Origin of the sequence: Aliivibrio sp. A6 (assembly GCF_028765505.1) — a bacterium.
GTDB lineage: Bacteria > Pseudomonadota > Gammaproteobacteria > Enterobacterales > Vibrionaceae > Aliivibrio > Aliivibrio finisterrensis_A.
The window spans coordinates 54,077-76,368 of record NZ_JARACR010000006.1 but is presented as its reverse complement, the minus strand read 5'-3'; the positions used below and the strand labels follow the sequence as shown (position 1 = coordinate 76,368).

At 41.1% G+C, this 22,292-nt stretch carries 21 protein-coding genes and 1 other RNA gene; 15 read left to right on the top strand and 7 right to left on the bottom strand.

The features are described from left to right. Positions 1-121 precede the first annotated feature (121 nt). Both parE and parC read left to right on the top strand, forming a co-directional pair. Complete coding sequence (gene parE / locus PVK70_RS05695) at positions 122-2,002, top strand: DNA topoisomerase IV subunit B (RefSeq protein WP_130047142.1); 1,881 nt, start codon at positions 122-124, stop codon at positions 2,000-2,002. A gap of 3 nt (positions 2,003-2,005) precedes the next feature. Next, the gene (gene parC / locus PVK70_RS05690; RefSeq protein ID WP_130047141.1) at positions 2,006-4,279 is read left to right on the top strand and encodes a DNA topoisomerase IV subunit A; all 2,274 of its coding nucleotides are present in this window, start codon (positions 2,006-2,008) and stop codon (positions 4,277-4,279) included. A gap of 76 nt (positions 4,280-4,355) precedes the next feature. On the opposite strand, the gene degS is transcribed toward parC, so the two are convergent. From degS to zapG, 3 genes are all read right to left on the bottom strand, one after another. Further along, entirely contained in the window at positions 4,356-5,423 is a 1,068-nt protein-coding gene (gene degS / locus PVK70_RS05685; protein ID WP_130043949.1) for an outer membrane-stress sensor serine endopeptidase DegS, read from the bottom strand. 118 nt (positions 5,424-5,541) lie between these two features. Beyond that, entirely contained in the window at positions 5,542-6,909 is a 1,368-nt protein-coding gene (locus tag PVK70_RS05680) for a Do family serine endopeptidase (protein ID WP_130047140.1), read from the bottom strand. Positions 6,910-6,988: 79 nt separating this feature from the next. After that, the gene (gene zapG / locus PVK70_RS05675) at positions 6,989-7,444 is read right to left on the bottom strand and encodes a Z-ring associated protein ZapG (protein WP_130043951.1); all 456 of its coding nucleotides are present in this window, start codon (positions 7,442-7,444) and stop codon (positions 6,989-6,991) included. Positions 7,445-7,605: 161 nt separating this feature from the next. Between zapG and zapE the strand changes: the two genes are divergently transcribed. From zapE to sspB, 8 genes are all read left to right on the top strand, one after another. Further along, a complete protein-coding gene (gene zapE, locus PVK70_RS05670; RefSeq protein WP_165366828.1) occupies positions 7,606-8,712 on the top strand; it encodes a cell division protein ZapE in 1,107 nt (368 codons plus the stop codon). A gap of 279 nt (positions 8,713-8,991) precedes the next feature. Continuing rightward, positions 8,992-9,420, top strand: a complete 429-nt coding sequence (rplM, locus tag PVK70_RS05665) for a 50S ribosomal protein L13 (protein WP_130043953.1) — start codon at positions 8,992-8,994, stop codon at positions 9,418-9,420. Positions 9,421-9,435: 15 nt separating this feature from the next. Continuing rightward, complete coding sequence (gene rpsI, locus PVK70_RS05660) at positions 9,436-9,828, top strand: 30S ribosomal protein S9 (protein WP_060994077.1); 393 nt, start codon at positions 9,436-9,438, stop codon at positions 9,826-9,828. Positions 9,829-10,224: 396 nt separating this feature from the next. Further along, on the top strand, positions 10,225-10,818 hold the full coding sequence (gene petA / locus PVK70_RS05655) for a ubiquinol-cytochrome c reductase iron-sulfur subunit (RefSeq protein WP_130043954.1): 594 nt from the start codon (positions 10,225-10,227) through the stop codon (positions 10,816-10,818). Then, a complete protein-coding gene (locus tag PVK70_RS05650; RefSeq protein ID WP_130043955.1) occupies positions 10,818-12,086 on the top strand; it encodes a cytochrome b in 1,269 nt (422 codons plus the stop codon). The genes petA and PVK70_RS05650 overlap by 1 nt, the downstream gene beginning before the upstream one ends. Next, complete coding sequence (locus PVK70_RS05645) at positions 12,083-12,820, top strand: cytochrome c1 (RefSeq protein ID WP_130047139.1); 738 nt, start codon at positions 12,083-12,085, stop codon at positions 12,818-12,820. The genes PVK70_RS05650 and PVK70_RS05645 overlap by 4 nt, the downstream gene beginning before the upstream one ends. 144 nt (positions 12,821-12,964) lie before the next feature. Continuing rightward, a complete protein-coding gene (gene sspA, locus PVK70_RS05640) occupies positions 12,965-13,600 on the top strand; it encodes a stringent starvation protein SspA (RefSeq protein WP_130043957.1) in 636 nt (211 codons plus the stop codon). Further along, positions 13,600-14,058 (top strand): ClpXP protease specificity-enhancing factor, encoded by a 459-nt coding sequence (gene sspB, locus PVK70_RS05635; RefSeq protein ID WP_130047138.1) that lies wholly within the window; start codon positions 13,600-13,602, stop codon positions 14,056-14,058. The genes sspA and sspB overlap by 1 nt, the downstream gene beginning before the upstream one ends. 236 nt (positions 14,059-14,294) lie before the next feature. On the opposite strand, the gene PVK70_RS05630 is transcribed toward sspB, so the two are convergent. Genes PVK70_RS05630 through PVK70_RS05615 form a run of 4 tightly spaced genes read right to left on the bottom strand, consistent with a single transcriptional unit; the run spans position 14,295 to position 17,649 of the window. Further along, positions 14,295-14,885, bottom strand: a complete 591-nt coding sequence (locus PVK70_RS05630; RefSeq protein WP_130047137.1) for a BON domain-containing protein — start codon at positions 14,883-14,885, stop codon at positions 14,295-14,297. A 6-nt stretch (positions 14,886-14,891) separates the two neighbouring features. Continuing rightward, positions 14,892-15,482, bottom strand: a complete 591-nt coding sequence (locus tag PVK70_RS05625) for a phosphoheptose isomerase (protein WP_130043960.1) — start codon at positions 15,480-15,482, stop codon at positions 14,892-14,894. 3 nt (positions 15,483-15,485) lie between these two features. Continuing rightward, positions 15,486-15,857, bottom strand: coding sequence for a YraN family protein (locus PVK70_RS05620; protein ID WP_130047136.1), 372 nt, complete (start codon positions 15,855-15,857; stop codon positions 15,486-15,488). After that, complete coding sequence (locus PVK70_RS05615; RefSeq protein ID WP_130047135.1) at positions 15,850-17,649, bottom strand: penicillin-binding protein activator; 1,800 nt, start codon at positions 17,647-17,649, stop codon at positions 15,850-15,852. Before PVK70_RS05615 ends, PVK70_RS05620 begins: the two co-directional genes overlap by 8 nt. 136 nt (positions 17,650-17,785) lie before the next feature. Between PVK70_RS05615 and rsmI the strand changes: the two genes are divergently transcribed. From rsmI to PVK70_RS05590, 5 genes are all read left to right on the top strand, one after another. Then, positions 17,786-18,649, top strand: a complete 864-nt coding sequence (rsmI, locus tag PVK70_RS05610; protein ID WP_165367123.1) for a 16S rRNA (cytidine(1402)-2'-O)-methyltransferase — start codon at positions 17,786-17,788, stop codon at positions 18,647-18,649. 56 nt (positions 18,650-18,705) lie between these two features. After that, positions 18,706-19,112, top strand: an RNA gene (rnpB, locus tag PVK70_RS05605) — RNase P RNA component class A. Between the two features lie 166 nt (positions 19,113-19,278). Then, positions 19,279-20,229, top strand: coding sequence for a 16S rRNA (cytosine(1402)-N(4))-methyltransferase RsmH (rsmH, locus tag PVK70_RS05600; protein ID WP_130047133.1), 951 nt, complete (start codon positions 19,279-19,281; stop codon positions 20,227-20,229). Continuing rightward, positions 20,226-20,552, top strand: a complete 327-nt coding sequence (gene ftsL / locus PVK70_RS05595; protein ID WP_130047132.1) for a cell division protein FtsL — start codon at positions 20,226-20,228, stop codon at positions 20,550-20,552. The genes rsmH and ftsL overlap by 4 nt, the downstream gene beginning before the upstream one ends. After that, on the top strand, positions 20,549-22,288 hold the full coding sequence (locus tag PVK70_RS05590; protein ID WP_130047131.1) for a penicillin-binding transpeptidase domain-containing protein: 1,740 nt from the start codon (positions 20,549-20,551) through the stop codon (positions 22,286-22,288). Before ftsL ends, PVK70_RS05590 begins: the two co-directional genes overlap by 4 nt. The last annotated feature ends 4 nt before the right edge of the window (positions 22,289-22,292 follow it).

Below are 22,292 nucleotides of genomic sequence, written 5' to 3'. Positions count from 1 at the left end.
ACACAGTATCTATACAATCTTTAATACAAAGCCACATATTTAGAGTGGAATAGGGGCGTTTGCTTGACTTTCCTCTCTCCCTTTCAGACTATGTGACAAATTTTAAGAAGCCTTCCGAGATATGACTGAACAATATAATGCAGGAGCCATTGAGGTTCTAAATGGCCTTGAGCCCGTTCGTCGCCGTCCTGGTATGTATACCGACACTGTTCGCCCAAACCATTTGGGCCAAGAAGTTATTGATAACAGTGTTGATGAAGCGTTAGCCGGACACGCGAAAAAAGTTGAAGTAATTTTACATGCCGATCAATCACTTGAAGTTATTGATGATGGGCGTGGTATGCCTGTTGATATCCATCCAGTAGAAAAAGTATCAGGCGTTGAACTTATTTTATGTAAGTTACACGCGGGTGGTAAATTCTCAGGTAAAAACTACGAATTCTCAGGCGGCTTGCATGGGGTTGGTATCTCTGTCGTAAACGCCCTTTCAAAACGCGTCGAAGTTACTGTCCGTCGTGATGGTCAAATATATGAAATTGCGTTTGAACACGGTGAAAAAGTATCGGACTTAACGGTAACGGGCACTTGTGGTCGCCGTAATCGCGGTACCAGTGTTCATTTTTGGCCTGATACAAGCTATTTTGATTCAGCAAAATTCTCGGTTAGCCGTCTTATTAATAATCTAAAAGCTAAAGCCGTATTATGCCCAGGCTTAGAGATTATTTTTAAAGACAAAGTAAACGATAAAGAGCATAGATGGTGCTATGAAGATGGTCTTAAAGATTATCTATTAGAGGGCGTTAGTGGTTATACATTGTTACCTGAAGACCCATTTACTGGCGCATTCTTAGGTAAAGGCGAAGCCGCTGATTGGGCCGTAACTTGGTTGCCTGAAGGCGGAGAACTTGTTTCTGAAAGCTATGTAAACCTTATTCCTACCGCTCAAGGTGGTACGCACGTCAATGGTATGCGCCAAGGCCTTTTAGATGCAATGCGTGAATTCTGTGAGTTCCGTAACTTACTTCCTCGTGGCGTTAAATTAACAGCAGATGATATTTGGGATCGCTGTGCTTACGTTTTGTCGGTTAAAATGCAAGATCCTCAATTTGCAGGCCAAACTAAAGAGCGTTTATCTTCACGTCAATGTGCTGCATTTGTTTCTGGTGTTGTGAAAGACGCATTCAGCTTATGGTTGAATGAAAAACCACAAATAGCAGAATTGATTGCCGAAGCTTGTATTGCTAATGCACACCGTCGTATGCGAGCGGCTAAGAAAGTCGTTCGTAAGAAGATTGCATCAGGTCCTACATTACCTGGTAAATTGACAGACTGTTCAATTCAAGATTTAGCTCGTACCGAACTTTTCTTAGTGGAAGGGGACTCGGCGGGTGGTTCTGCGAAACAAGCGCGTGATCGTGAATTCCAAGCGGTAATGCCACTGCGTGGTAAAATTCTAAATACATGGGAAGTCTCTGCAGACCAAGTTTTAGCATCTCAAGAAGTTCACAATATTTCTGTCGCGTTAGGTATTGACCCTGATTCAGATGATTTATCAGGGTTACGTTACGGTAAAGTATGTATCCTTGCCGATGCCGATTCAGATGGTCTTCACATTGCGACGCTTCTATGTGCGCTATATCTGAAGCACTTCTCTTCTTTAGTTCGTGCTGGACACGTTTATGTAGCCATGCCGCCACTGTATCGTATTGACTGTGGTAAAGAGGTATTTTATGCCCTTGATGAAGCAGAAAAAGAAGGCGTGTTAGATCGTTTAAGTAATAAACGTGCAAAAATAAACGTGCAACGATTTAAAGGGTTGGGTGAGATGAACCCACTTCAACTTCGTGAAACGACAATGGATCCAAACACTCGTCGCTTGGTGCAATTAACCATTGATGATGATGAGCAAACCAATGAAATGATGGATATGCTTTTAGGTAAAAAACGTGCAGACGATCGTCGTGCTTGGCTACAATCTAATGGCGATCAGGCAGAGGTATAATATATGAGTTCAGAAATGTCCTTGGAAGGTGTTGAACAGCTGCCGCTGCGCAAGTTTACAGAAGACGCTTATCTAAATTACTCCATGTACGTAATCATGGATCGCGCATTACCTTATATTGGTGATGGTTTAAAACCCGTTCAACGTCGTATTATTTATGCGATGTCAGAGCTGGGTTTATCTGCGAATGCAAAATACAAAAAATCGGCACGTACGGTTGGTGATGTATTAGGTAAATACCACCCACACGGTGACTCTGCGTGTTATGAAGCGATGGTACTAATGGCTCAGCCTTTCTCTTACCGATACCCATTGGTAGATGGTCAGGGTAACTGGGGTGCGCCGGATGATCCGAAATCGTTCGCCGCAATGCGTTATACCGAATCAAAATTATCGAAGTTTGCTGACGTATTACTTGGTGAAATAAGCCAAGGTACGGTTGAATGGCAGCCAAACTTTGATGGTACGATGAAAGAGCCTAAGATCTTACCTGCTCGTCTTCCTCATATATTGCTGAATGGCATCATGGGTATCGCGGTTGGTATGGCGACGGATATTCCTCCTCATAATGTGCGTGAAGTTGCGAATGCGACAGTGCATTTATTGGATAATCCAAAAGCAGATTTAGATCAAGTTATGGATTTCATTCAGGGGCCTGATTACCCAACTGAAGCTGAAATTATTTCATCTCATACCGATATTAAGAAGATCTACCGTACTGGTCGTGGCAGCATTAAAATGCGTGCAGTGTGGCATAAAGAAGGCAGCGATATCGTTATTACTGCATTACCACACCAAGTCTCAGGCAGTAAGTTATTAGAACAAATTGCAAGTCAAATGCGAGCGAAGAAACTACCAATGGTAGACGATCTTCGTGATGAGTCAGATCATGAGAACCCGACGCGTATCGTGATTGTTCCACGCTCAAATCGTATTGAAGCTGAACCGTTAATGAACCACCTATTTGCTTCTACGGATCTTGAAAAAAGCTTCCGTGTGAACCTAAATATGATTGGTTTGGATTTACGTCCGCAAGTTAAAGGCTTAGTTAGCATTCTTAATGAGTGGATTGAATTCCGTCGCACGACGGTTCGTAAGCGTTTACAGCATCGTCTTGATAAAATCTTAGCACGTTTGCATATTTTAGATGGTCTATTGGCTGCGTATTTGAATATCGATGAAGTTATCGAAATCATTCGTACCGAAGATGATCCAAAACACGAATTAATGACACGCTTTGATTTAACTGAAATTCAAGCGGAAGCCATCTTAGAGATTAAACTTCGCCAGTTAGCAAAACTGGAAGAAATTAAGATCCGTGGTGAACAAGATGAGTTAGCGAAAGAACGAGATCAAATTGAGACGTTATTAGGTTCTGAGCGTCGTCTAAATACGTTAATTAAGAAAGAAATTTTAGCGGACGCTGAGAAGTTTGGTGATGATCGTCGCTCTCCATTGGTTGAGCGTGAAGAAGCTAAAGCATTAACAGAGCGTGATTTAATTCCAAGCGAAACGATTACGGTTGTTCTTTCTGATAAAGGTTGGATCCGTCATGCGAAAGGGCATGAAGTTGACCCAACAACCTTAAACTATAAGTCGGGTGATAAATACCTAGCTCATGCTCGCGGTAAGAGTAATGCTCCTGCGGTATTTATGGGTAGCAACGGCCGAAGTTACGCATTGGAATCACATACTTTGCCTTCAGCAAGAAGCCAAGGTGAGCCTATTACGGGTCGCTTGAATATCACAGCTGGCAGTCAAATTACTCATGTAGTTATGGGAGAAGAAGAGCAAACATGGCTAATCAGTTCAGATGCGGGTTATGGTTTTGTTTGTAAGGGATCTGACTTACTGTCTAAAAATAAGAATGGTAAAGCGCTACTAACGCTACCTGAAAATGCTCAAGTTATGCCGCCAGAAACGGTGTTAGATTTGGACAATGATGAGATTTTAGCAATCACCAATGAAGGCCGAATGCTTCTGTTCCCTATCAAAGATTTACCGCAACTAGGTAAAGGTAAAGGGAATAAGATCATCAATATTCCAGCAGCGCGTTCGAAGTCTCGTGAAGAGTTCTTGTCTCACTTATTACCACTGCCTCAAGGTGCAACTATTACTTTGTATGCGGGTAAGCGTAAATTAGGTTTGAAACCTACGGATTTAGATAACTTCCGTGGTGAGCGTGGTCGTCGTGGTAGCTTATTACCAAGAGGTCTGCAACGAGTGACTCGCATTGATATTAATGGTGAGTGCACCGTAACTGAAGAGAGTGAATAATCTTTAGTTGTTTTTCGATATAAAAATAGCGCATGGTGAATGCGCTATTTTTTTATGTCGCTAGTATTGAAGTTGATCAGTTTGAAGGATCTTCAGCAATGGTAACTTTAATCGTCTTCGCCTTGCCCTTACGAATAATATCAACATCGACTTCAGTTTCTGGGCGTAACTCGGTCACAATATCCGTAACATTTTGTCGATTAATGACACTTTTCCCATCAATACTCGTAATAATATCTTGAGTTATGATCCCTGCTTTTTCTGCCGGGCTATTTGGTGCAACGCCTAAAACTAAAATACCATTAATGTTATCTGCATTCATTAAGCGAGCCATTGCCGGGTTGATATCTCGGCCATCAATGCCTATATAACCACGAATAACTTGTCCATCTGCAATTAAGCGGCGCATGATTTTATCAGCCAGAGCATAAGGAATAGCAAATGAAATTCCATAGGTTTCAAGCTCAGTTGCCTGCTGGAAAGAGGCGGTATTAATACCAACTAGCTCTCCCCGTGTATTCACTAGGGCGCCACCTGAGTTGCCTCTATTAATTGCAGCGTCGGTTTGGATTAAACCTTGTGTTCCATCAGAGCTTAATGCCGCGCGGCCAGTTGCTGAAATAATACCAAACGTGGTGGTTTGTCCTAAATTATAGGGATTACCGATAGCAAGAACCACATCACCAATATCTGCTTGATAGCTTGGATTTAATGGGATAACAGGAAGGTTAGTGTCTTTAATTTGTAATACGGCTAAATCAGTACGCTTATCTTTACCAATTAACTGAGAGTTAAATAAGCGGCCATCTTGCAGAGCTACAATCACTTGATCAGCATCGGCAACCACATGATAGTTTGTAATTATATAGCCTTTATCACTTACAATAACGCCAGAACCTAAACCTTCTGTATCTAAACGAAGGCGGTCTTCATTATTGTATTTTCGGCTATAAATATTCACAACCGCAGGTGCCGCTCGACGAACTGCATAATTAAATGAGATTTGATTACTTATTTGCTGTGGGGCTTGGTTTGTTTGAAGTTGCTCTGTCGTAATGGATGAGCGAAGATTAGGGAATGCAAATAGCAGAACGGCAGCGGTCGCTGTTCCGATAATAGCTGAGCGCAATAAGAATGAAAGCATTGCCTTCCTAACCTTTAAAAATCATAAAATAGTGGGCTAGGATAACATTGAACGTTTAAAAAAAGTAGATGTGAGAATAAGCGCTCACCTGAACACTTATTCTCTTTTTAGGCTTTAATTATTTAATCACAAGGTAAAGCGTTTGCTCTCCACGCTGAATATTAAGAGCAAGTACCGGTGGTTTATCTTCTAATAGCTTTCTAAAGTGTTGTAAATTAGTCACGCGGCTTCGGTTAATACCAATAATGATATCTCCTTTTTGTAAACCATAACGTTGAGCCATAGATCCCTTTTGAATACTGCTAATTTTCACGCCTTTAACAGGATCTGAATGGGATGTATTTTCTAGTTCGGCGCCTTTTAAGCCATCATGCAGTTTTTCGGCTTTCGCTTTTACTTGTTCCGCTTCTTTCAGTGTCGCTGTGACGGTTTTTTCTTTTCCATCACGGATTAGCCCTAAGGTCACTTTTTTACCCGCACCTAGAGTGGCGACTTTAGCGCGTAATTCACCAAAGGTTTGAATTTTTTTACCGTTAATCGATATAAGAATATCACCCGCTTTAATTCCCGCTTTATCTGCTGCGCTGTCTGGTATTACTTGACTAACAAAGGCACCGTGATTGGTGTCGTAATCAAAGGCCTCTGCCAATTCAGCAGTAAGCTCTCCACCTTGAACGCCAAGTATGCCGCGTTTTACATGACCAAATTCTAAAATTTGCTCTGATAAATTACGAACCATATTGGATGGAATAGCAAATCCAATCCCAACATTACCGCCATTAGGTCCTAAAATAGCCGTATTAATACCAATAAGTTCACCATTCAAATTCACCAGTGCGCCACCGGAGTTGCCGCTGTTGATTGCTGCATCGGTTTGAATAAAGTTTTCAAAATTATCGAGGTTTAATCCACTACGTCCAAGGGCTGAAACAATGCCTGAGGTCACGGTTTGCCCTAAACCAAATGGGTTACCTATAGCAACGCTAAAGTCTCCAACTCGTAGATTATCAGAATCAGCTAATTGGATTTGAGTTAGGTTTTTGGCTTCTTCTAGCTTTAATAAAGCAATATCGGACATTTCATCACTGCCAATCAATTCAGCAGTGTATTCACGACCGTCATGCAATTGAACAAGGATTTCTTTCGCACTGTTAATAACGTGATGGTTCGTTACGATATAGCCTTTTTTAGCATCAACGATGACACCAGAACCAAGACCTCTAAATGGTCGCTCTTGAACTTGTTCAGCAGGGAAGTCTGGCCCTAAAAAGAAACGAAACTGCTCAGGTATATGTTGTTTTGATACTTGAGTTCCAGAAACGGAGATACTGACTACTGCTGGTGTGATTTTTTCCAGCATAGGTGCAAGGCTAGGCAGTTGCTGAGAGTTGACCGCAAGGGGTAAGGCTGCTTGAGATTGAATAGGGGTAAGAATTGCACTGATGCTTAAAGTTAAAGCACCTAAAACAAGCAAAGGCTTTTTCATCGATAATGTACTCTTAGTTAAACAAAGTGTACTTATTCGACTCAAAAGCCTTTATAAAAGTTCATAGTAAATGCAAATTTTAAGCGATTTTATCTTCTTTTTTTGCGCTTACATCGCTAAGTGGTTCATCTTTTAATAAGCCACTTGCACCATTCGCATAGTCTTTTGGTGGGCTATTAATTTCATCTTTTACATGAGCCATTTTTTTATTTAACTCTGGTGAAAGAGTCATCTCATCCAAGCGAGCTGAGAATGGATTATCTTGCTCTGGCAAGTTTGGCATTAATTCTTTAGATGTTGACGCCATGTGGTCATACATTTTATTAAAATCTTTTGCTAATGCTTCTAGCATGGTGGCACTTGTCGCGAAATGGTCCACCAACTCTTGACGATACTGTTCCAACTCATACTTAGATTTTTCTAAATCTTGTTTTAATGATTTTTGGTCTTTGATACTAGGAACTGTAAAACGAGAAATCATAAAGCCAATGGTGATACCAATAGCTAAGCCAATTAAAGCGTATGTCCACGCCATGAAGTACTCCTTACCGTTTTTATTAATATGGGTCGACTTAATACTAATCTTATTAACTGTATATTCAGATTGGTATAACTGTGAGTTAGCCCACTCATAGTGTGAGTTGAGAACATGCTACTATGAAGGCAGTCAATCAACAAAAGAAAAGATTAAAAGTGATGACACCATTAGAAAAATATCAGCAAGACCTCAATCAAGAGGGGTTTATGCATGATAGCGCTCAACAAAATGCTGTAGAACATCTTGATGATTTATATCGACGGTTTTTAGAATTAAAAGTTCCTCAAGCACCAATAAAAAAGTCTTGGAAACGATTTTTTAAAAAAAACGAGCCACAAAAACTCGTGCCTGAAAAAGGACTTTATTTTTGGGGCGGAGTAGGCCGTGGTAAAACTTATTTAGTCGATACCTTTTATGATGCATTACCTACAGAAAGAAAAATGCGTGTTCATTTTCATCGTTTTATGCAACGAGTGCATGATGAACTGGGTGAACTAAAACAACAGTCTGATCCTTTACTTATTGTTGCTGATAAATTCAAACAAGAGACAGACATTATTTGTTTTGATGAGTTTTTTGTCTCAGATATAACAGATGCAATGATTCTGGCTACTTTATTAGAAGCTTTATTTGAGCGTGGGATTGCTTTAGTCGCAACATCAAATATTGAACCACATAACCTGTACCGTAATGGTTTGCAGCGAGCACGCTTTCTTCCTGCTATCGCATTAATAGAAGCGCATTGTGACATTGTTAATGTCGACAGTGGCATTGATTATCGATTAAGAACGTTAGAGCAAGCTGAAATTTTTCATTTTCCATTAGATGCGAAAGCGGAAAATAACATGAAAATGTATTTTGACAAGCTGACCTCAGAAAGCGAATACAAGGCAAAAACCATTGAGATAAATCATCGGCAACTAGAAGTAAAAGCGGAAGGGGATGGTGTGGTTCATTTTGATTTTGAATCACTGTGTGAGAGTGCACGTAGCCAGCACGATTACATTGAGCTTTCGCGTTTATATCACACGGTTTTGTTGTCTAATGTAAAAATCATGGGGGAGCTTAATGATGATGCTGCTCGTCGCTTTATTGCCATGGTTGATGAGTTTTATGAACGAAACGTCAAATTGATCATCTCAGCAGAAGTTGATTTAGCTGCTATTTATGAAAAAGGGCGCTTAACGTTTGAATTTAAACGTTGTCAGTCTCGTCTAGTTGAAATGCAAAGCCACGAATACTTAGCAAAAGAACATTTATCTTAATCATTACCTCCTATATTTTTATAATTTATAGCGGAGATTTGGTGTGATGAGAGTCAAATTTCATTTTTTTTGCTGTTTTTTCATAATATGTGAAATATCTTCAAAAAAAAGGTGATTTTTTCTTCACGCTTCACTATAATCCTCCGACCCACCGTTACTGTACTGGCGTAATTGCCAAGAGTGCCAACCACTCGAAGGGGTGATGACTGGGCTCAAAAATATACAGTGGGAGCGAAAGCTCCTAATCAGTGAAATTATTTAATAACGGGTATCATTAGCATGAAAACTTTCGTTGCTAAACCAGCCGCTGTAAAGCGTGACTGGTATGTTGTAGACGCTGAAGGTAAAACTCTTGGTCGTATCGCAACTGAAATCGCATCTCGCCTACGTGGCAAGCATAAAGCAGAATACACTCCTCACGTAGATACTGGTGATTACATCATCGTTATCAACGCAGAGAAAGTACGCGTAACAGGTAATAAAGCGGCTGGTAAAATCTACTACCGTCACACTGAATTCCCTGGCGGTCTAAAATCTATTTCTTTCGAGAAACTGATCGATCGTAAACCTGAAATGGTTATTGAATTAGCTGTTAAAGGTATGCTTCCACGTGGTCCTCTTGGTCGTGCTATGTACCGTAAACTTAAAGTTTACGCTGGCGCTGAGCATAACCACACTGCTCAACAACCACAAGTACTAGACATTTAATCGGGGATTATGGCAATGGCAGAGAATCAATACTACGGCACTGGTCGCCGTAAAAGCTCAGCAGCTCGTGTTTTTATCAAACCGGGTACTGGCAACATCGTAATCAACAAGCGTAGCCTTGAAGTTTACTTCGGTCGTCCAACAGCACGTATGGTTGTTAACCAACCTCTAGAGCTAGTTGAAATGACTGATAAACTAGACCTATTCATCACTGTTTCTGGTGGTGGTATTTCTGGTCAAGCTGGTGCGATCCGTCACGGTATCACACGCGCTCTTATGCAATACGATGAATCACTACGTCCTGCACTACGTGCAGCTGGCTATGTTACGCGTGACGCTCGTTGCGTTGAGCGTAAGAAAGTTGGTCTACGTAAAGCACGTCGTAAACCACAATTCTCTAAGCGTTAATATTACGCTTACCAGTGGCTTTGTTTTCAGAGCCACTTGGATATTGTGTTCAAAAGCTCAGCATTTATGCTGGGCTTTTGTTGTTTTTGTGAGGTGAAATACTCTTCACAGCTTGTATTCCTTCTACTTTTCTTATCTTTTCTCCCTTCTCATCATAAAAAGTCTACCCACTTCACAAATGTTGCAAAAAAGTAGCTTTACCTTGTCAAAAAGTAAGGTTTTCTTTATCATTTATGGGTAAAAACAACAGCATAATAATATATGAACAAATTCTGTGGTTATTTTAAGAATTTATAACATCTAAATCCTGTTGTATCACACCATTGAAGTTAGCCGTAGCTCGACAATGTATGGACATAATAAAAACTACATAAAGAGCACATGGGAGAAAGTTGGATGAGCAATGCGCCAGTGAGTAATGGTCGACGCCGTTTCTTAACAGCAACAACTGCGGTTGTTGGTGGTTTAGGAGCTGTGGCGGTGGCCGTACCTTTTATTAAATCTTGGAATCCGAGTGCAAGAGCGAAAGCTGCAGGTGCACCGGTTGAAGTCGATATCAGTAAGCTCGAGGATGGGCAGATGGTTCGTGTTGAGTGGCGAGGTAAACCTGTATGGGTTGTACGCCGTTCAGAAGCACTTTTACAATCATTGACTGAAATCGATGGTCAACTTCGAGACCCATCTTCAGGCGAAGAGCAGCAACCTGTGTACGCTCAGAATGCATATCGTTCGATTAAGCCTGAAATATTTTTAGCCGTTGGTATTTGTACTCACCTTGGCTGTTCACCTACCTATTTACCTGACAGTTTTAGTGAACAAGTTGAAGGGGTTAACTCTGGTTTCTTCTGTCCGTGCCATGGCTCTAAATTTGATATGGCTGGTCGAGTATTCCAAGGGGTGCCTGCGCCATTGAACCTAGTGGTTCCTAAACATATGTACCTTAGTGATACGCGTATCCTAGTTGGGGTTGATGAAGGAGGGGAAGCCTAATGCAACCGTTACTCGATTGGGTAGAAAAACGTCTACCTGCGATGAATGCGTATAAAAAGCATTTATCTGAATACCCAATGCCAAAAAACTTTAACTTTTGGTATTTCTTTGGCTCATTAGCTATGTTGGTTTTAGTTAACCAGATCGTTACTGGTATCTGGCTAACAATGAACTATGTTCCTTCTGGTGAGGGTGCATTTGCCTCTGTTGAATACATCATGCGTGATGTTGATTATGGTTGGCTACTTCGCTATATGCACTCTACAGGTGCGTCAGCCTTTTTTGTTGTTATTTATCTGCACATGTTCCGTGGCTTAATTTACGGCTCTTATCAGAAGCCTCGTGAATTGCTATGGCTATTTGGTATGCTGATCTTCTTAGTGTTAATGGCTGAAGCGTTCATGGGATACTTACTTCCATGGGGACAAATGTCTTACTGGGGTGCTCAGGTTATCATTTCACTGTTTGGTGCAATTCCTGTTATTGGTGATGATTTAACATTGTGGATCCGTGGTGATTACGTGATCTCAGGTGCGACGCTGAACCGTTTCTTTGCGCTTCACGTTATTGCTCTCCCAATTGTATTATTGCTATTAGTAGTATTACATGTACTCGCTTTACATGAAGTTGGTTCTAATAACCCTGATGGTATTGAGTTGAAAATACCAAAAGCAAAAGATGACAAGGGTGAGCATAAAACACAATTTAAATTCCATGAATACTATACGAGCAAATATAACATTATTGACTCGGTGCCTTTCCATCCATACGGAACGGTAAAAGATATGATTGGTGTAGCTGGTTTCTTATTCTTCTTCTGTTATGTGTTGTTCTTTAACCCTGAAATGGGTGGATACTTCCTTGAGCCGCCTAACTTTGAAGCGGCAAACCCATTGAAAACTCCTGAGCACATTGCTCCCGTTTGGTATTTCACGCCATTCTATGCAATCTTGCGTGCGGTTCCTGATAAGTTATTAGGCGTTGTCGCTATGGGTGCATCGATTGTTGTGCTATTCCTTCTTCCTTGGTTCGACCGTTGTAAAGTTCGTTCATACCGTTACCGTAGTAAATTGCATTTACTGAATATTGCACAGTTTACTGTTAGCTTTATTGCTCTTGGTGTTCTTGGTGCATTACCTGCGACGCCTACTTATACGTTATTAGCACAAATTTTCAGTCTGACTTACTTTATGTTCTTCGTTCTGCTGTTTGTATATAGTAAAAACGAAGCGACGAAACCACTGCCAGAGAGGGTAACATTCAAATGAGAAAGTTGATTTTAGTACTTTTTGCTTTGTTGCCATCAATGGTAATGGCGGCAGGTGCAAAGGTTCCACTAGATAGTGCGAATAACGACATTCGTGATCAAGCATCGCTACAAAATGGTGCGAAATTATTCATGAACTACTGTGCTGGTTGTCATTCAACTCAGTATCAACGTTATGGCCGTGTTGCTGAAGATCTAGGTATTCCAGTTGATCTTATGATGGATAATCTTGTTTTTGATCCAAACGCCAAAATTGGTGATTTGATGGAAAATGCGATTCCTGAAAAACAAGCAGCGAATTGGTTCGGTGCGCCGCCACCAGACTTAACACTGGTTGCTCGTGTACGTGGTACTGATTGGTTATACACTTACTTACGTACATTCTATGCCGATCCAACGCGTCCATTTGGTGTGAATAATATGGTATTCCCAAGTGTTGGTATGCCTCATGTATTACAGGAACTTCAAGGTGTTACAACTCCGATTTATGAGACAACCATGGTTGATGGTGTGGAGCATAAAGTCGTTGTTGGTGTTGAATCTGATGGTACCGGCGAATTAAGTTCAGGTGAATATGATGCAGCCGTTCGTGATTTGGTTAACTTTTTAGAGTATTCAGGTGACCCTGTTCAACTTGAGCGTCATCGCTTAGGTTGGTGGGTTATGGGCTTTTTAGTGATATTTGCTTTTGTTTCTTACTTGCTTAAGAAAGAATATTGGCGCGATGTCCACTAATCATGATATTCTAGATCGTTAATTGTACGCAATGGAGGCTTAGCCTCCATTGTTTTTGTGTCACTACTATTTCATACTAAATAGATAGCTGACAGGCACCTAAATTCGGTGCTTTTTGCTCCTAGATAAATACCGGAGGGCTCAATGGCTGTTGCTGCCAACAAACGCTCAGTAATGACGCTTTTTTCAGACGCTTCTGACATGTACAGTCACCAAGTACGCATCGTACTGGCTGAGAAAGGAGTAAGTGTTGAAGTTGAATTGGTTGATCCATCCAACTTACCAGCAGAACTTGTAGAATTAAACCCTTACAAAACTGTACCAACACTTGTTGATCGTGAGCTTGCTTTATACAACTCTAATATCATCATGGAATACTTAGATGAGCGTTTCCCTCATCCGCCATTGATGCCTGTTTACCCTGTTGCTCGTGGTAACAGCCGTCTAATGATGCACCGTGTTGAAACTAACTGGTATTCATTAGCAGAGAAAGTTGCGAAAGGATCTTTTGAAGAATCTGAAGCAGCACGCGCAAAACTGCGTAATGATCTTCTAATGTTAGGTCCAATCTTCGCTGAATACACATACTTCATGAGTGATGAGTTTAGCTTAGTGGATTGTTACTTAGCTCCGTTATTATGGCGTTTACCATCTATGGGTATTGAATTATCAGGCCCAGGTGCTAAAGAACTTAAGATCTACATGAACCGTGTATTTGAACGTGATTCATTCCTAGCTTCATTAACTGAAGCTGAGCGTGAACTGCGTCTAACGAACTAATGGATATTAGCTCAATGATGCCCCGTCGCCCATACTTGTTACGTGCATTTTATGAATGGATTGTAGATAACGAGTTAACACCACATCTTGTTGTTGATGCAACAATGAATGGTGTGCGAGTTCCAGAAGAGTTTGTTCAAGATGGTCAGATCGTTTTAAACGTAGCACCACACTCTGTTGGTAATTTAGAAATGGGTAATGAAGCGGTGACATTTAATGCTCGCTTTGGTGGTCGTCCTCACTCGCTAATTTTACCGCTCTATGCGATTCAAGCTATCTATGCACGTGAAAACGGCGCTGGAACTATGTTTGAACCAGAAGACGCGTACGAATTAAGCTCAGAAGAGGGGATCTTTGAGGAAGATTTAGTATCTACTTCAGAAGAAGATTCAGCGTCTGATGATAAGCCTGAGCCACCACGTCCAACGGGTCGTCCAAGCTTACGAGTGGTTAAATAGCTTTTCCACTACAGCTTTAAATTTAAAAAGCCTGCATAGATTGCAGGCTTTTTGTTATTGATTTAGATAATACCAATCACAGTAAGTAAGAGAACAATAATAGCGAAGGAAAAATGCTTGAGAACAAGGCGAAATTTTTTGATAAGTAGTTATTCTACAATCAAAAATTTCAACGCAGTTATCGAGAGTTTTAACCAGCTAGGATGATCAGTTATTTACTACGATTGGTATAATAATTATTCTTTTTCTACACTGCCACCTTGGCCGTATTCAAAGGCTTTAATTACCTCTTTAACCCCTTTGATATTACGAGCAACTTCTGCTGCAATATTTCCCTGTTCTTCAGTCACAAACCCAACAAGAAAGACCTCTTGAGCTTCAGTGAAGACACTGATCTTTATTCCATTTAGCTCTGATTTTGCGAGAAGCGAAGATTTCACTTTTGTGGTTATCCAGCTATCGTTATTTATTTGAGTAAAGGTTAATAAAGGACGAACACGGATTTGATTATAAACGGTATTAACACCATTTAAGCTTTTAATTTGTTTTTCAAAGGCTTGATTAAGTTGATTATTTTTTGCCTGCCCCATTAAAAGGGTTTTTCCGTTATAGGTTACGGCACTGACTCGCATATTATATTGATAAGGAGCTTTGTTAGCTAAGCCTGTTGCTTCTAATGAAATATTCTTATCCGTCAATTGCTCTTTCATTGTTCTATTGTCTGTCACGACTGAAGCTGTAGTTGCCGCTCCTGCAATGAATAAACCGGCACAGCCTTGAAGTAAGACGGCAGAAAGGAGCAATGCGCTTAATTTAATTAACTTCATCTATAATTACTCAGAATGCTGTGGGAAAAGAACCTGATCAACTAAATCACAAATACAATGTAAGGTTAAAAGGTGAACCTCTTGAATGCGTGCGACACGGTGAGATGGAATTCTAATCTCAACATCCGATTCACCTAATAGGCCAGCCATCACACCACCATCCATACCTGTTAACGCAATGATGGTCATATCACGACTTACCGCAGCTTCCATTGCTTTTAGAATATCCTGACTGTTTCCACTGGTGGAGATAGCAAGCAATATGTCTCCAGGTTGGCCTAGGGCTCTTACTTGCTTAGAGAAAATTTCATCATAATTGTAGTCATTTGCAATTGCTGTCAGCGTTGAAGTATCAGCCGTTAGTGCCATTGCGGGTAAACTTGGGCGTTCAGTTTCAAAACGGTTTAATAAACACGAAGCAAACTGTTGAGCGTTAGACGCTGACCCACCATTACCACAGCATAAAATTTTGTTGCCATTTAATAGGGTTGCCACCATGGCTTGAGAGGCATGCATGATGTGATCAGGAAGCGCTTCCGCTGCTGCGATTTGGATTTGGATGCTTTCGGTAAAGCTTTCTTTAATGTTTTCTAGCATTGTTTACCCTTCAACAATTGCATTTTTGATCCAGTTGATTTCCTGACCTTGAGAGTGGATAGCAACTACATCAAATCTAAAAGATGTATGTTCAACAGAGAGCCCATTTTTCATGAGCCAAAAGAGAGCGGTTCGTTGTAATTTGCGCTGTTTCTGCCATGTTACCATTTCTTGCGCAGAACCGTAATTTGAAGTGGTGCGATATTTTACTTCTACAAATACGAAAGTGTCTCGATCTCGCATGATGAGATCGAGCTCTCCAGTTTTAGAGTGGAAATTGCGTTGAATGAAGATGAGTTGATGTTGTTCTAAATAACGTTTAGCCATCAACTCATAATATTCACCCTTAGCGCGCTTATTCTGTTTCTTATCCATGAATAGCCCAGCTCATTTCTCGTTGAATAACACACTGTTGGTTAATACTGAGTTCACCCGTTTTGCCTTGCATATGGTAGTTATCGACCGCTTTCATTTGTGGTAGCTCAGCGATTAGTTGATAAGCATCCATACCTAACGCATGAAGACGTGTTTCACCATTACTGCTTTTTGGCCATAGTTCATCGTATTGCGCTTTGAACTTATGGTCTTCTTTTATCAGTAATGGAATATCACTAAATTCAATGCCTTTGATTTCGACAAGTTTAGTTTGGCGACCGCTGTTACTGCGAGAACTTGCATATAGCTTAGGTGGTGTGATCCCCGGGTTAATCGCAACATCGATGAAAGGCTTTAGAAGCACTAATTCACTGCTTTTTGCGACCATGTAAACCGCATCAATATCACGACGGCTACGAGGTTGTGATTCCAACTCCATCTTAGCCAGTGCGTTCATTTGATAGATACGTGCTTGGCTGCTTTCAATACCAAACACACTGTTTACTTTTTGTTGTAATTGCGACTTTTTACCAAAATAGCTAATTGATGGTTTCTTAGCCGTTAATTGGTACCATTTATCGCTGAAGGCTTGGCTTAAACGCTCACCCATTGTGCCTTGTGGGGCAAGAAATAAGGGGTGTTTATGTCCTTGTTCAAATAGGTGGATAGCAGCTTGTTCTGCTTCTTGTTCTGGAGAAAGCGTAAAGTAACAGCTGTTTTCCTCAGGATTTACTTCTGTGGGAATGTTTAGCGCTAATTGAGCGATATTTGTTTCATTTAATGATTGGAATTCTTCAATTTTACTACGCAGAAGAGGGCCAACCACAAATTGGATATCTTCTTGAGTTAACGTCGCCATGATCTCTTCCATAGAAGCCGATCCTGTATCAATTACTTTAAATTTAGTAAACTCACCACGTTCTTTATCTTCCATCATGCCATTTATAAAGCCATCACGAACGCGTATGGCTTGTGGTCCAAAGCGGCCACTTAAAGGTAACAGTAAAGCAACGTTATCAGGACGAACAATTTCGAGAGCTAGAATATCAAGCACTTCTTGTGGTGTATAAGTCGCAGCTGGATGTGTTGGATTTGCTTGCAGCCATTCATTCAAGGCTTCTTGTAATCGTGTTGGTGAATGCTTTAGTGTGTCTAAATAAGTGGCTAATTGCACCCAACCGTGAAGAGTCGTTTCACTTTCATCTAATTTAATATCTTGAAGGTTTGTGCTGTTAAATGAAGAAATACTTGTCCACACTTGGGACCAAAGTTGTTGTTTTTGGTCTTCAGGTGTATAGGCATTAAGGGAAATTAATTCTCTTGCTGCATTGAGGTTATCACCATTAAATAGGTGAAGCTCATAACGTAATTGGTAGTATTCAACCCATTGGCTGTCTTCAATTTCCCACCAAGCTTCGAAATTCAGAACTTGCAGAGCCTCATCAAATTTATTTTGTGATTTTAGCATTTTTGCATGATTAAGCTGCATTTCGGCCGTTTGAGTTGGTGATAATTGCAAACCTTTGAGTCGTGTTAATAGGTTAGTTGCAAGTGCAAAATTTTGTTCTTGTACAGATGCCTTTAAAGCCATGATTAAAAAATCAGCCTGAAGAGTACCTTGTTGCTGATCGGCTTTTAAAATATAAGCAGAGCTGGTTTCTACTGGCGCTTGAGTAATATCAAGACGTTCAGGTGCTTTTGGTGAACTCGAACAAGCTGCTAATGTTAGAGCAAGGGCTACAGGAGCAATCAGGCGTGTTACACTGTTCTTTCTAAGGGTCATATTTGCCATGGGTAATATACTGGTCCTACTTAAAAGGGCTGTTTTTACTATGGATGCGAATCACCCGAACAGCTAAAATATTATTTTGATTATAGTGGTGTCTATCTATATTCCCTATATTAATCGCAGAAGAGATAGTAAACAAATGACAGAACACAATTTATCTGTGGTAGAGACTGCAACTTTGTACATTGTTCCTACCCCAATCGGTAATTTAGGCGACATAACGCAACGTGCTTTAGAGGTGTTAAAATCCGTTGACTTAATTGCCGCTGAAGATACTCGCCATACAGGCAAGTTATTGTCTCACTTTGGTATTTCTAGTCAAACATTTGCGCTACATGATCATAACGAACAGCATAAAGCAGACTTGTTGATCAGTAAATTACAACAAGGTCAATCTATTGCACTTGTCTCAGATGCGGGAACGCCGTTAATTAGTGATCCAGGATACCATTTAGTGAACCGTTGTCGTCAAGCGAACGTCAATGTTGTGCCGTTACCTGGTGCATGTGCGGTGATTACGGCACTGTCAGCGGCGGGTTTACCTTCTGACCGTTTCAGTTTTGAAGGCTTTCTGCCTCCGAAAAGTAAAGGGCGCCGCGATAAGTTTGAAGAAATAGCACAAGCAGAACGTACGTGTATTTTTTATGAATCTCCTCATCGTATCATGGATTCTTTAGAAGATATGCTGACGGTTCTTGGGCCAGAAAGACAAGTGGTTTTAGCTCGTGAGCTAACTAAAACCTATGAAACCATTTATGGCGCGCCATTAGGTGAGCTAATTGAATGGATAAAAGAAGACGATAACCGTAAGCGTGGAGAGATGGTTTTATTGATCCATGGCTTCAGAAGTGAAGTTAAAGATGAATTGCCATTTGAGGCAACACGCTCAGTGTCTATTCTTGTAAAAGAACTTCCGCTTAAAAAAGCAGCAGTAATGGCCGCTGAAATTCACGGTGTGAAGAAAAATGCACTGTATAAATGGGGTTTAGAGCATTTAGATTAAGAGAATTGTGAAAAAGGGGTGGTAAGTTATTACTGACTCTTATATCATTCGCCTCAGGAGCTGACTCGGTAATCGCTGCTTCATTGATGTCCTTCGGGAGACTGATGGAGGGGAGGAAAGTCCGGGCTCCATAGAGCAGGGTGCCAGGTAACGCCTGGGGGGCGCAAGCCTACGACAAGTGCAGCAGAGAGAAAACCGCCGATGGCTTAATCTTCTTTATTCTTCGGGATAGGAAGTAAGCACAGGTAAGGGTGAAAGGGTGCGGTAAGAGCGCACCGGGCGTCTAGTAATAGTGCGTTGCAAGGTAAACTCCACCCGGAGCAAGATCAAATAGGCCCTCACATAGCATTGCTCGTGTTTGGGGGCGGGTAGATTGCTTGAGCCTGTGAGCGATTGCAGGCCTAGACGAATGGTTACCACCGCGCAAGCGGGACAGAACCCGGCTTATATGTCGGCTCCTAACTTAGCCCACCATAGTACTATTTCGGTAGTGTTATGGTGGGCTTTGTGCTTTCTGCAACATTGGTTTAGAATTATCACTAATTTGACACACATCCCTGTATTTTTAGTTTACACTTCTAACTAAAATTCAGTCGCTTATTTCATAATCACGGTAGTAAATACTCACTATGTCTGAACAATTCCAACACGTATCCGTTCTTCTTCATGAATCAATTGATGGCTTAGCTATCAAGCCTGATGGTATCTATATCGATGGTACGTTTGGTCGTGGAGGCCATAGCCGTCAAATCTTATCAAAACTGGGTGAGAATGGCCGCTTGTACAGTATTGACCGTGACCCTCAAGCCATCGCAGAAGCAAAAACCATTACGGATCCAAAGTTTACTATTATTCATGGACCTTTCTCTGGCCTGAAACAGTATGCTGAAGAGCTTGATCTTGTTGGAAAAATTGATGGTGTATTGTTGGATTTAGGGGTGTCATCACCGCAATTAGATGATGCCGATCGTGGCTTCAGTTTTATGAAAGATGGCCCTTTAGATATGCGAATGGATCCGACCTCAGGTATGCCAGTATCTGAATGGTTATTGGATGCTGATGTTGAAGATATTACATGGGTTATTCGTGAGTTTGGCGAAGACAAACATGCATGGCGTATTGCTAAAGGTATCGTTGCTTATCGTGAAAACGAAGAAAATGAACCATTAACACGTACGAGTCAATTAGCTAAATTGATCTCAGAGGTTGCGCCTAAGAGTTTCAAAGAGAAAAAACACCCTGCAACACGTACATTCCAAGCGTTCCGAATTTACATCAATAGTGAATTAGATGAGATTGATACTGCGTTAAAAGGGGCATTAGACGTACTCGCTCCAGAAGGACGCTTATCGGTGATCAGTTTCCACTCTCTTGAAGATCGTATGGTGAAGCATTTTATTCGTAAAGAGAGTAAAGGCCCTCAAGTGCCTCATGGTTTGCCACTAACTGAAGAGCAAATTAAAGCATTAGGTAGCGCGAAAATGAAGGCGGTTGGTAAAGCGATTAAACCAACGAAAAGCGAAGTGGATGTAAATGTTCGCTCTCGCAGCTCTGTATTACGTATTGCTGAGCGTTTATGAGTCAATCAACTCCTCCACAATCTAGCTTAACAAAGATGATTGGCCTAGACCTTTTGGGTGTAGGTCGTCTTCATGCAATTCTATTAATCTTTATATTTATTAGTGCGATAGGCGTTGTATTAGCAACACATAATACCCGTCAAATGGCAGTACAAAGAGAGAATTTGCTGCTTGAAAAAGATATTTTAGATGGTGAATGGCGTAATTTGATTTTAGAAGAAAGTGCACTTGCAGAGCACAGTCGAGTTCAGTCTCGCTCTGTAGAGGAGCTGAATATGGAACGCCCTGCGCCAGATAAAGAAGTCATAATAAAACTACGATGAAATTACCAAATAGAAAAAAAAATAATAAACGCATAACCAAAGCGCCGCCGACTCTCATTCAGTGGCGCTTTGGCGTTATTGTTTTCTTTGTTTTTCTTGCTTTAGCAATCTTAATTGCCCGCGCAGCTTATATTCAAGTGATTGAGCCAGATAACCTTATTAAACAAGGGGATATGCGTTCTATTCGTGTTAAAGCCCTTCCTTCTGCTCGTGGCATCATTTCAGATCGTAATGATGAACAGCTTGCTGTAAGTGTTCCTGTTGATGCGGTTTGGGCTGATCCTGTCGCAATTTATAAAGCTGGTGGTTTAGTTGAAGTAGAGCGTTGGTATGCGCTTGCTGATGTCTTAGGGCTAAAACGAAAAGAATTATTATCTAAGATAGAGAAGAACAAAAAACGTCGTTTTATTTATCTTCAACGTCAAATATCTCCAGCGGTTGCAGCTTATATTCGTAAATTAAAATTAGCGGGTATCGGCTTAAAAGCAGAATCACGTCGTTATTACCCAAGTGGTGAGATCAGTGCGCATGTTATTGGTGTAACAGGTATTGATAGCCATGGTTTGGAAGGGGTAGAGCGCAGTTATGATGGCTGGCTAACGGGAGAGCCGGGTCGTAGAACCGTACGTAAAGACCGTTATGGTCGCGTGGTTGAAAATATTTCTCTAAAAGAGAAGCAAGAAGGTAAACCATTAACCCTAAGTATCGATCAGCGTTTACAAGCGATAGCTTATCGCGCAATTAAACAAGCGGTATCTGACTTTAGAGCAATGTCTGGTTCAGTTGTTATGATCGATATTAAGACGGGTGAAGTACTTGCAATGGTAAATGCACCATCTTACAACCCGAATAATCGTGAACAGTTACAAAGCTTTAGAATGCGTAACCGTGTTATTACCGATACGTTAGAACCGGGCTCTACGGTAAAACCTTTTGTAGTATTAGCCGCTTTAGATGGTGGAACAGCGAACTTAGATACGGTCATTGATACCGGCAATGGCATCATGCGTATTGGCGGCAGTCGTGTTCGTGATAGCTCGAAAGTGGGTAAAGCGGATTTAACCACTATTTTGAAGAAATCAAGTAACATCGGTGTTGCGCATTTAGCGTTGGGAATGCCATTACAAGAATTATTAGCCGAGTATGCGGCGGTTGGTCTTGCTGATCCATCAGGCTTAAACCTAATTGGAGAGGCAACGGGTATTTTCCCTGATCGTCGTCGTTGGTCTGATTTTGAAATTGCGACGTTAGCGTTTGGCTATGGTCTTTCTGTTACGCCAATTCAGTTAGCACACGCCTATGCAACATTAGGTGCTTATGGCGAATATAGACCGCTGTCTATTTTGAAAACCACAGGCCCCATTCCAGGTAAACAAGTGGTGGATCGCAATAACGCTAAAGCCGTATTAGAAATGATGGAAACGGTTACTCAGCCCGGCGGTACGGCAACGAGAGCGGCGGTTCCGGGATATCGAGTTGCGGCTAAAACGGGTACGTCACGAAAAGCGGTACGAGGTGGTTACAGTGATGAATACATGACGGTCACCGCGGGTGTTGCTCCTGTAAGTAACCCAAGAATTGCACTGGTTACAATAGTGAACCAACCACAAGGTGATGAGTATTATGCTGGTCAAGTTGCGGCACCGATCTTTGGTCAAGTAATGAAAGATGCACTACAAATTTTAAATGTAGCGCCAGATGAAAGTACCGTAAAACATATCGATGTATTGAATTAGGAAA

Excerpts from the sequence above, each read along its gene's own strand:
- parE (WP_130047142.1), top strand. The coding sequence starts at position 122 with ATGACTGAACAATATAATGCAGGAGCCATTGAGGTTCTAAATGGCCTT.
- parC (WP_130047141.1), top strand. The coding sequence starts at position 2,006 with ATGAGTTCAGAAATGTCCTTGGAAGGTGTTGAACAGCTGCCGCTGCGC.
- degS (WP_130043949.1), bottom strand. The coding sequence starts at position 5,423 with ATGCTTTCATTCTTATTGCGCTCAGCTATTATCGGAACAGCGACCGCT.
- PVK70_RS05680 (WP_130047140.1), bottom strand. The coding sequence starts at position 6,909 with ATGAAAAAGCCTTTGCTTGTTTTAGGTGCTTTAACTTTAAGCATCAGT.
- zapG (WP_130043951.1), bottom strand. The coding sequence starts at position 7,444 with ATGGCGTGGACATACGCTTTAATTGGCTTAGCTATTGGTATCACCATT.
- zapE (WP_165366828.1), top strand. The coding sequence starts at position 7,606 with ATGACACCATTAGAAAAATATCAGCAAGACCTCAATCAAGAGGGGTTT.
- rplM (WP_130043953.1), top strand. The coding sequence starts at position 8,992 with ATGAAAACTTTCGTTGCTAAACCAGCCGCTGTAAAGCGTGACTGGTAT.
- rpsI (WP_060994077.1), top strand. The coding sequence starts at position 9,436 with ATGGCAGAGAATCAATACTACGGCACTGGTCGCCGTAAAAGCTCAGCA.
- petA (WP_130043954.1), top strand. The coding sequence starts at position 10,225 with ATGAGCAATGCGCCAGTGAGTAATGGTCGACGCCGTTTCTTAACAGCA.
- PVK70_RS05650 (WP_130043955.1), top strand. The coding sequence starts at position 10,818 with ATGCAACCGTTACTCGATTGGGTAGAAAAACGTCTACCTGCGATGAAT.
- PVK70_RS05645 (WP_130047139.1), top strand. The coding sequence starts at position 12,083 with ATGAGAAAGTTGATTTTAGTACTTTTTGCTTTGTTGCCATCAATGGTA.
- sspA (WP_130043957.1), top strand. The coding sequence starts at position 12,965 with ATGGCTGTTGCTGCCAACAAACGCTCAGTAATGACGCTTTTTTCAGAC.
- sspB (WP_130047138.1), top strand. The coding sequence starts at position 13,600 with ATGGATATTAGCTCAATGATGCCCCGTCGCCCATACTTGTTACGTGCA.
- PVK70_RS05630 (WP_130047137.1), bottom strand. The coding sequence starts at position 14,885 with ATGAAGTTAATTAAATTAAGCGCATTGCTCCTTTCTGCCGTCTTACTT.
- PVK70_RS05625 (WP_130043960.1), bottom strand. The coding sequence starts at position 15,482 with ATGCTAGAAAACATTAAAGAAAGCTTTACCGAAAGCATCCAAATCCAA.
- PVK70_RS05620 (WP_130047136.1), bottom strand. The coding sequence starts at position 15,857 with ATGGATAAGAAACAGAATAAGCGCGCTAAGGGTGAATATTATGAGTTG.
- PVK70_RS05615 (WP_130047135.1), bottom strand. The coding sequence starts at position 17,649 with ATGGCAAATATGACCCTTAGAAAGAACAGTGTAACACGCCTGATTGCT.
- rsmI (WP_165367123.1), top strand. The coding sequence starts at position 17,786 with ATGACAGAACACAATTTATCTGTGGTAGAGACTGCAACTTTGTACATT.
- rsmH (WP_130047133.1), top strand. The coding sequence starts at position 19,279 with ATGTCTGAACAATTCCAACACGTATCCGTTCTTCTTCATGAATCAATT.
- ftsL (WP_130047132.1), top strand. The coding sequence starts at position 20,226 with ATGAGTCAATCAACTCCTCCACAATCTAGCTTAACAAAGATGATTGGC.
- PVK70_RS05590 (WP_130047131.1), top strand. The coding sequence starts at position 20,549 with ATGAAATTACCAAATAGAAAAAAAAATAATAAACGCATAACCAAAGCG.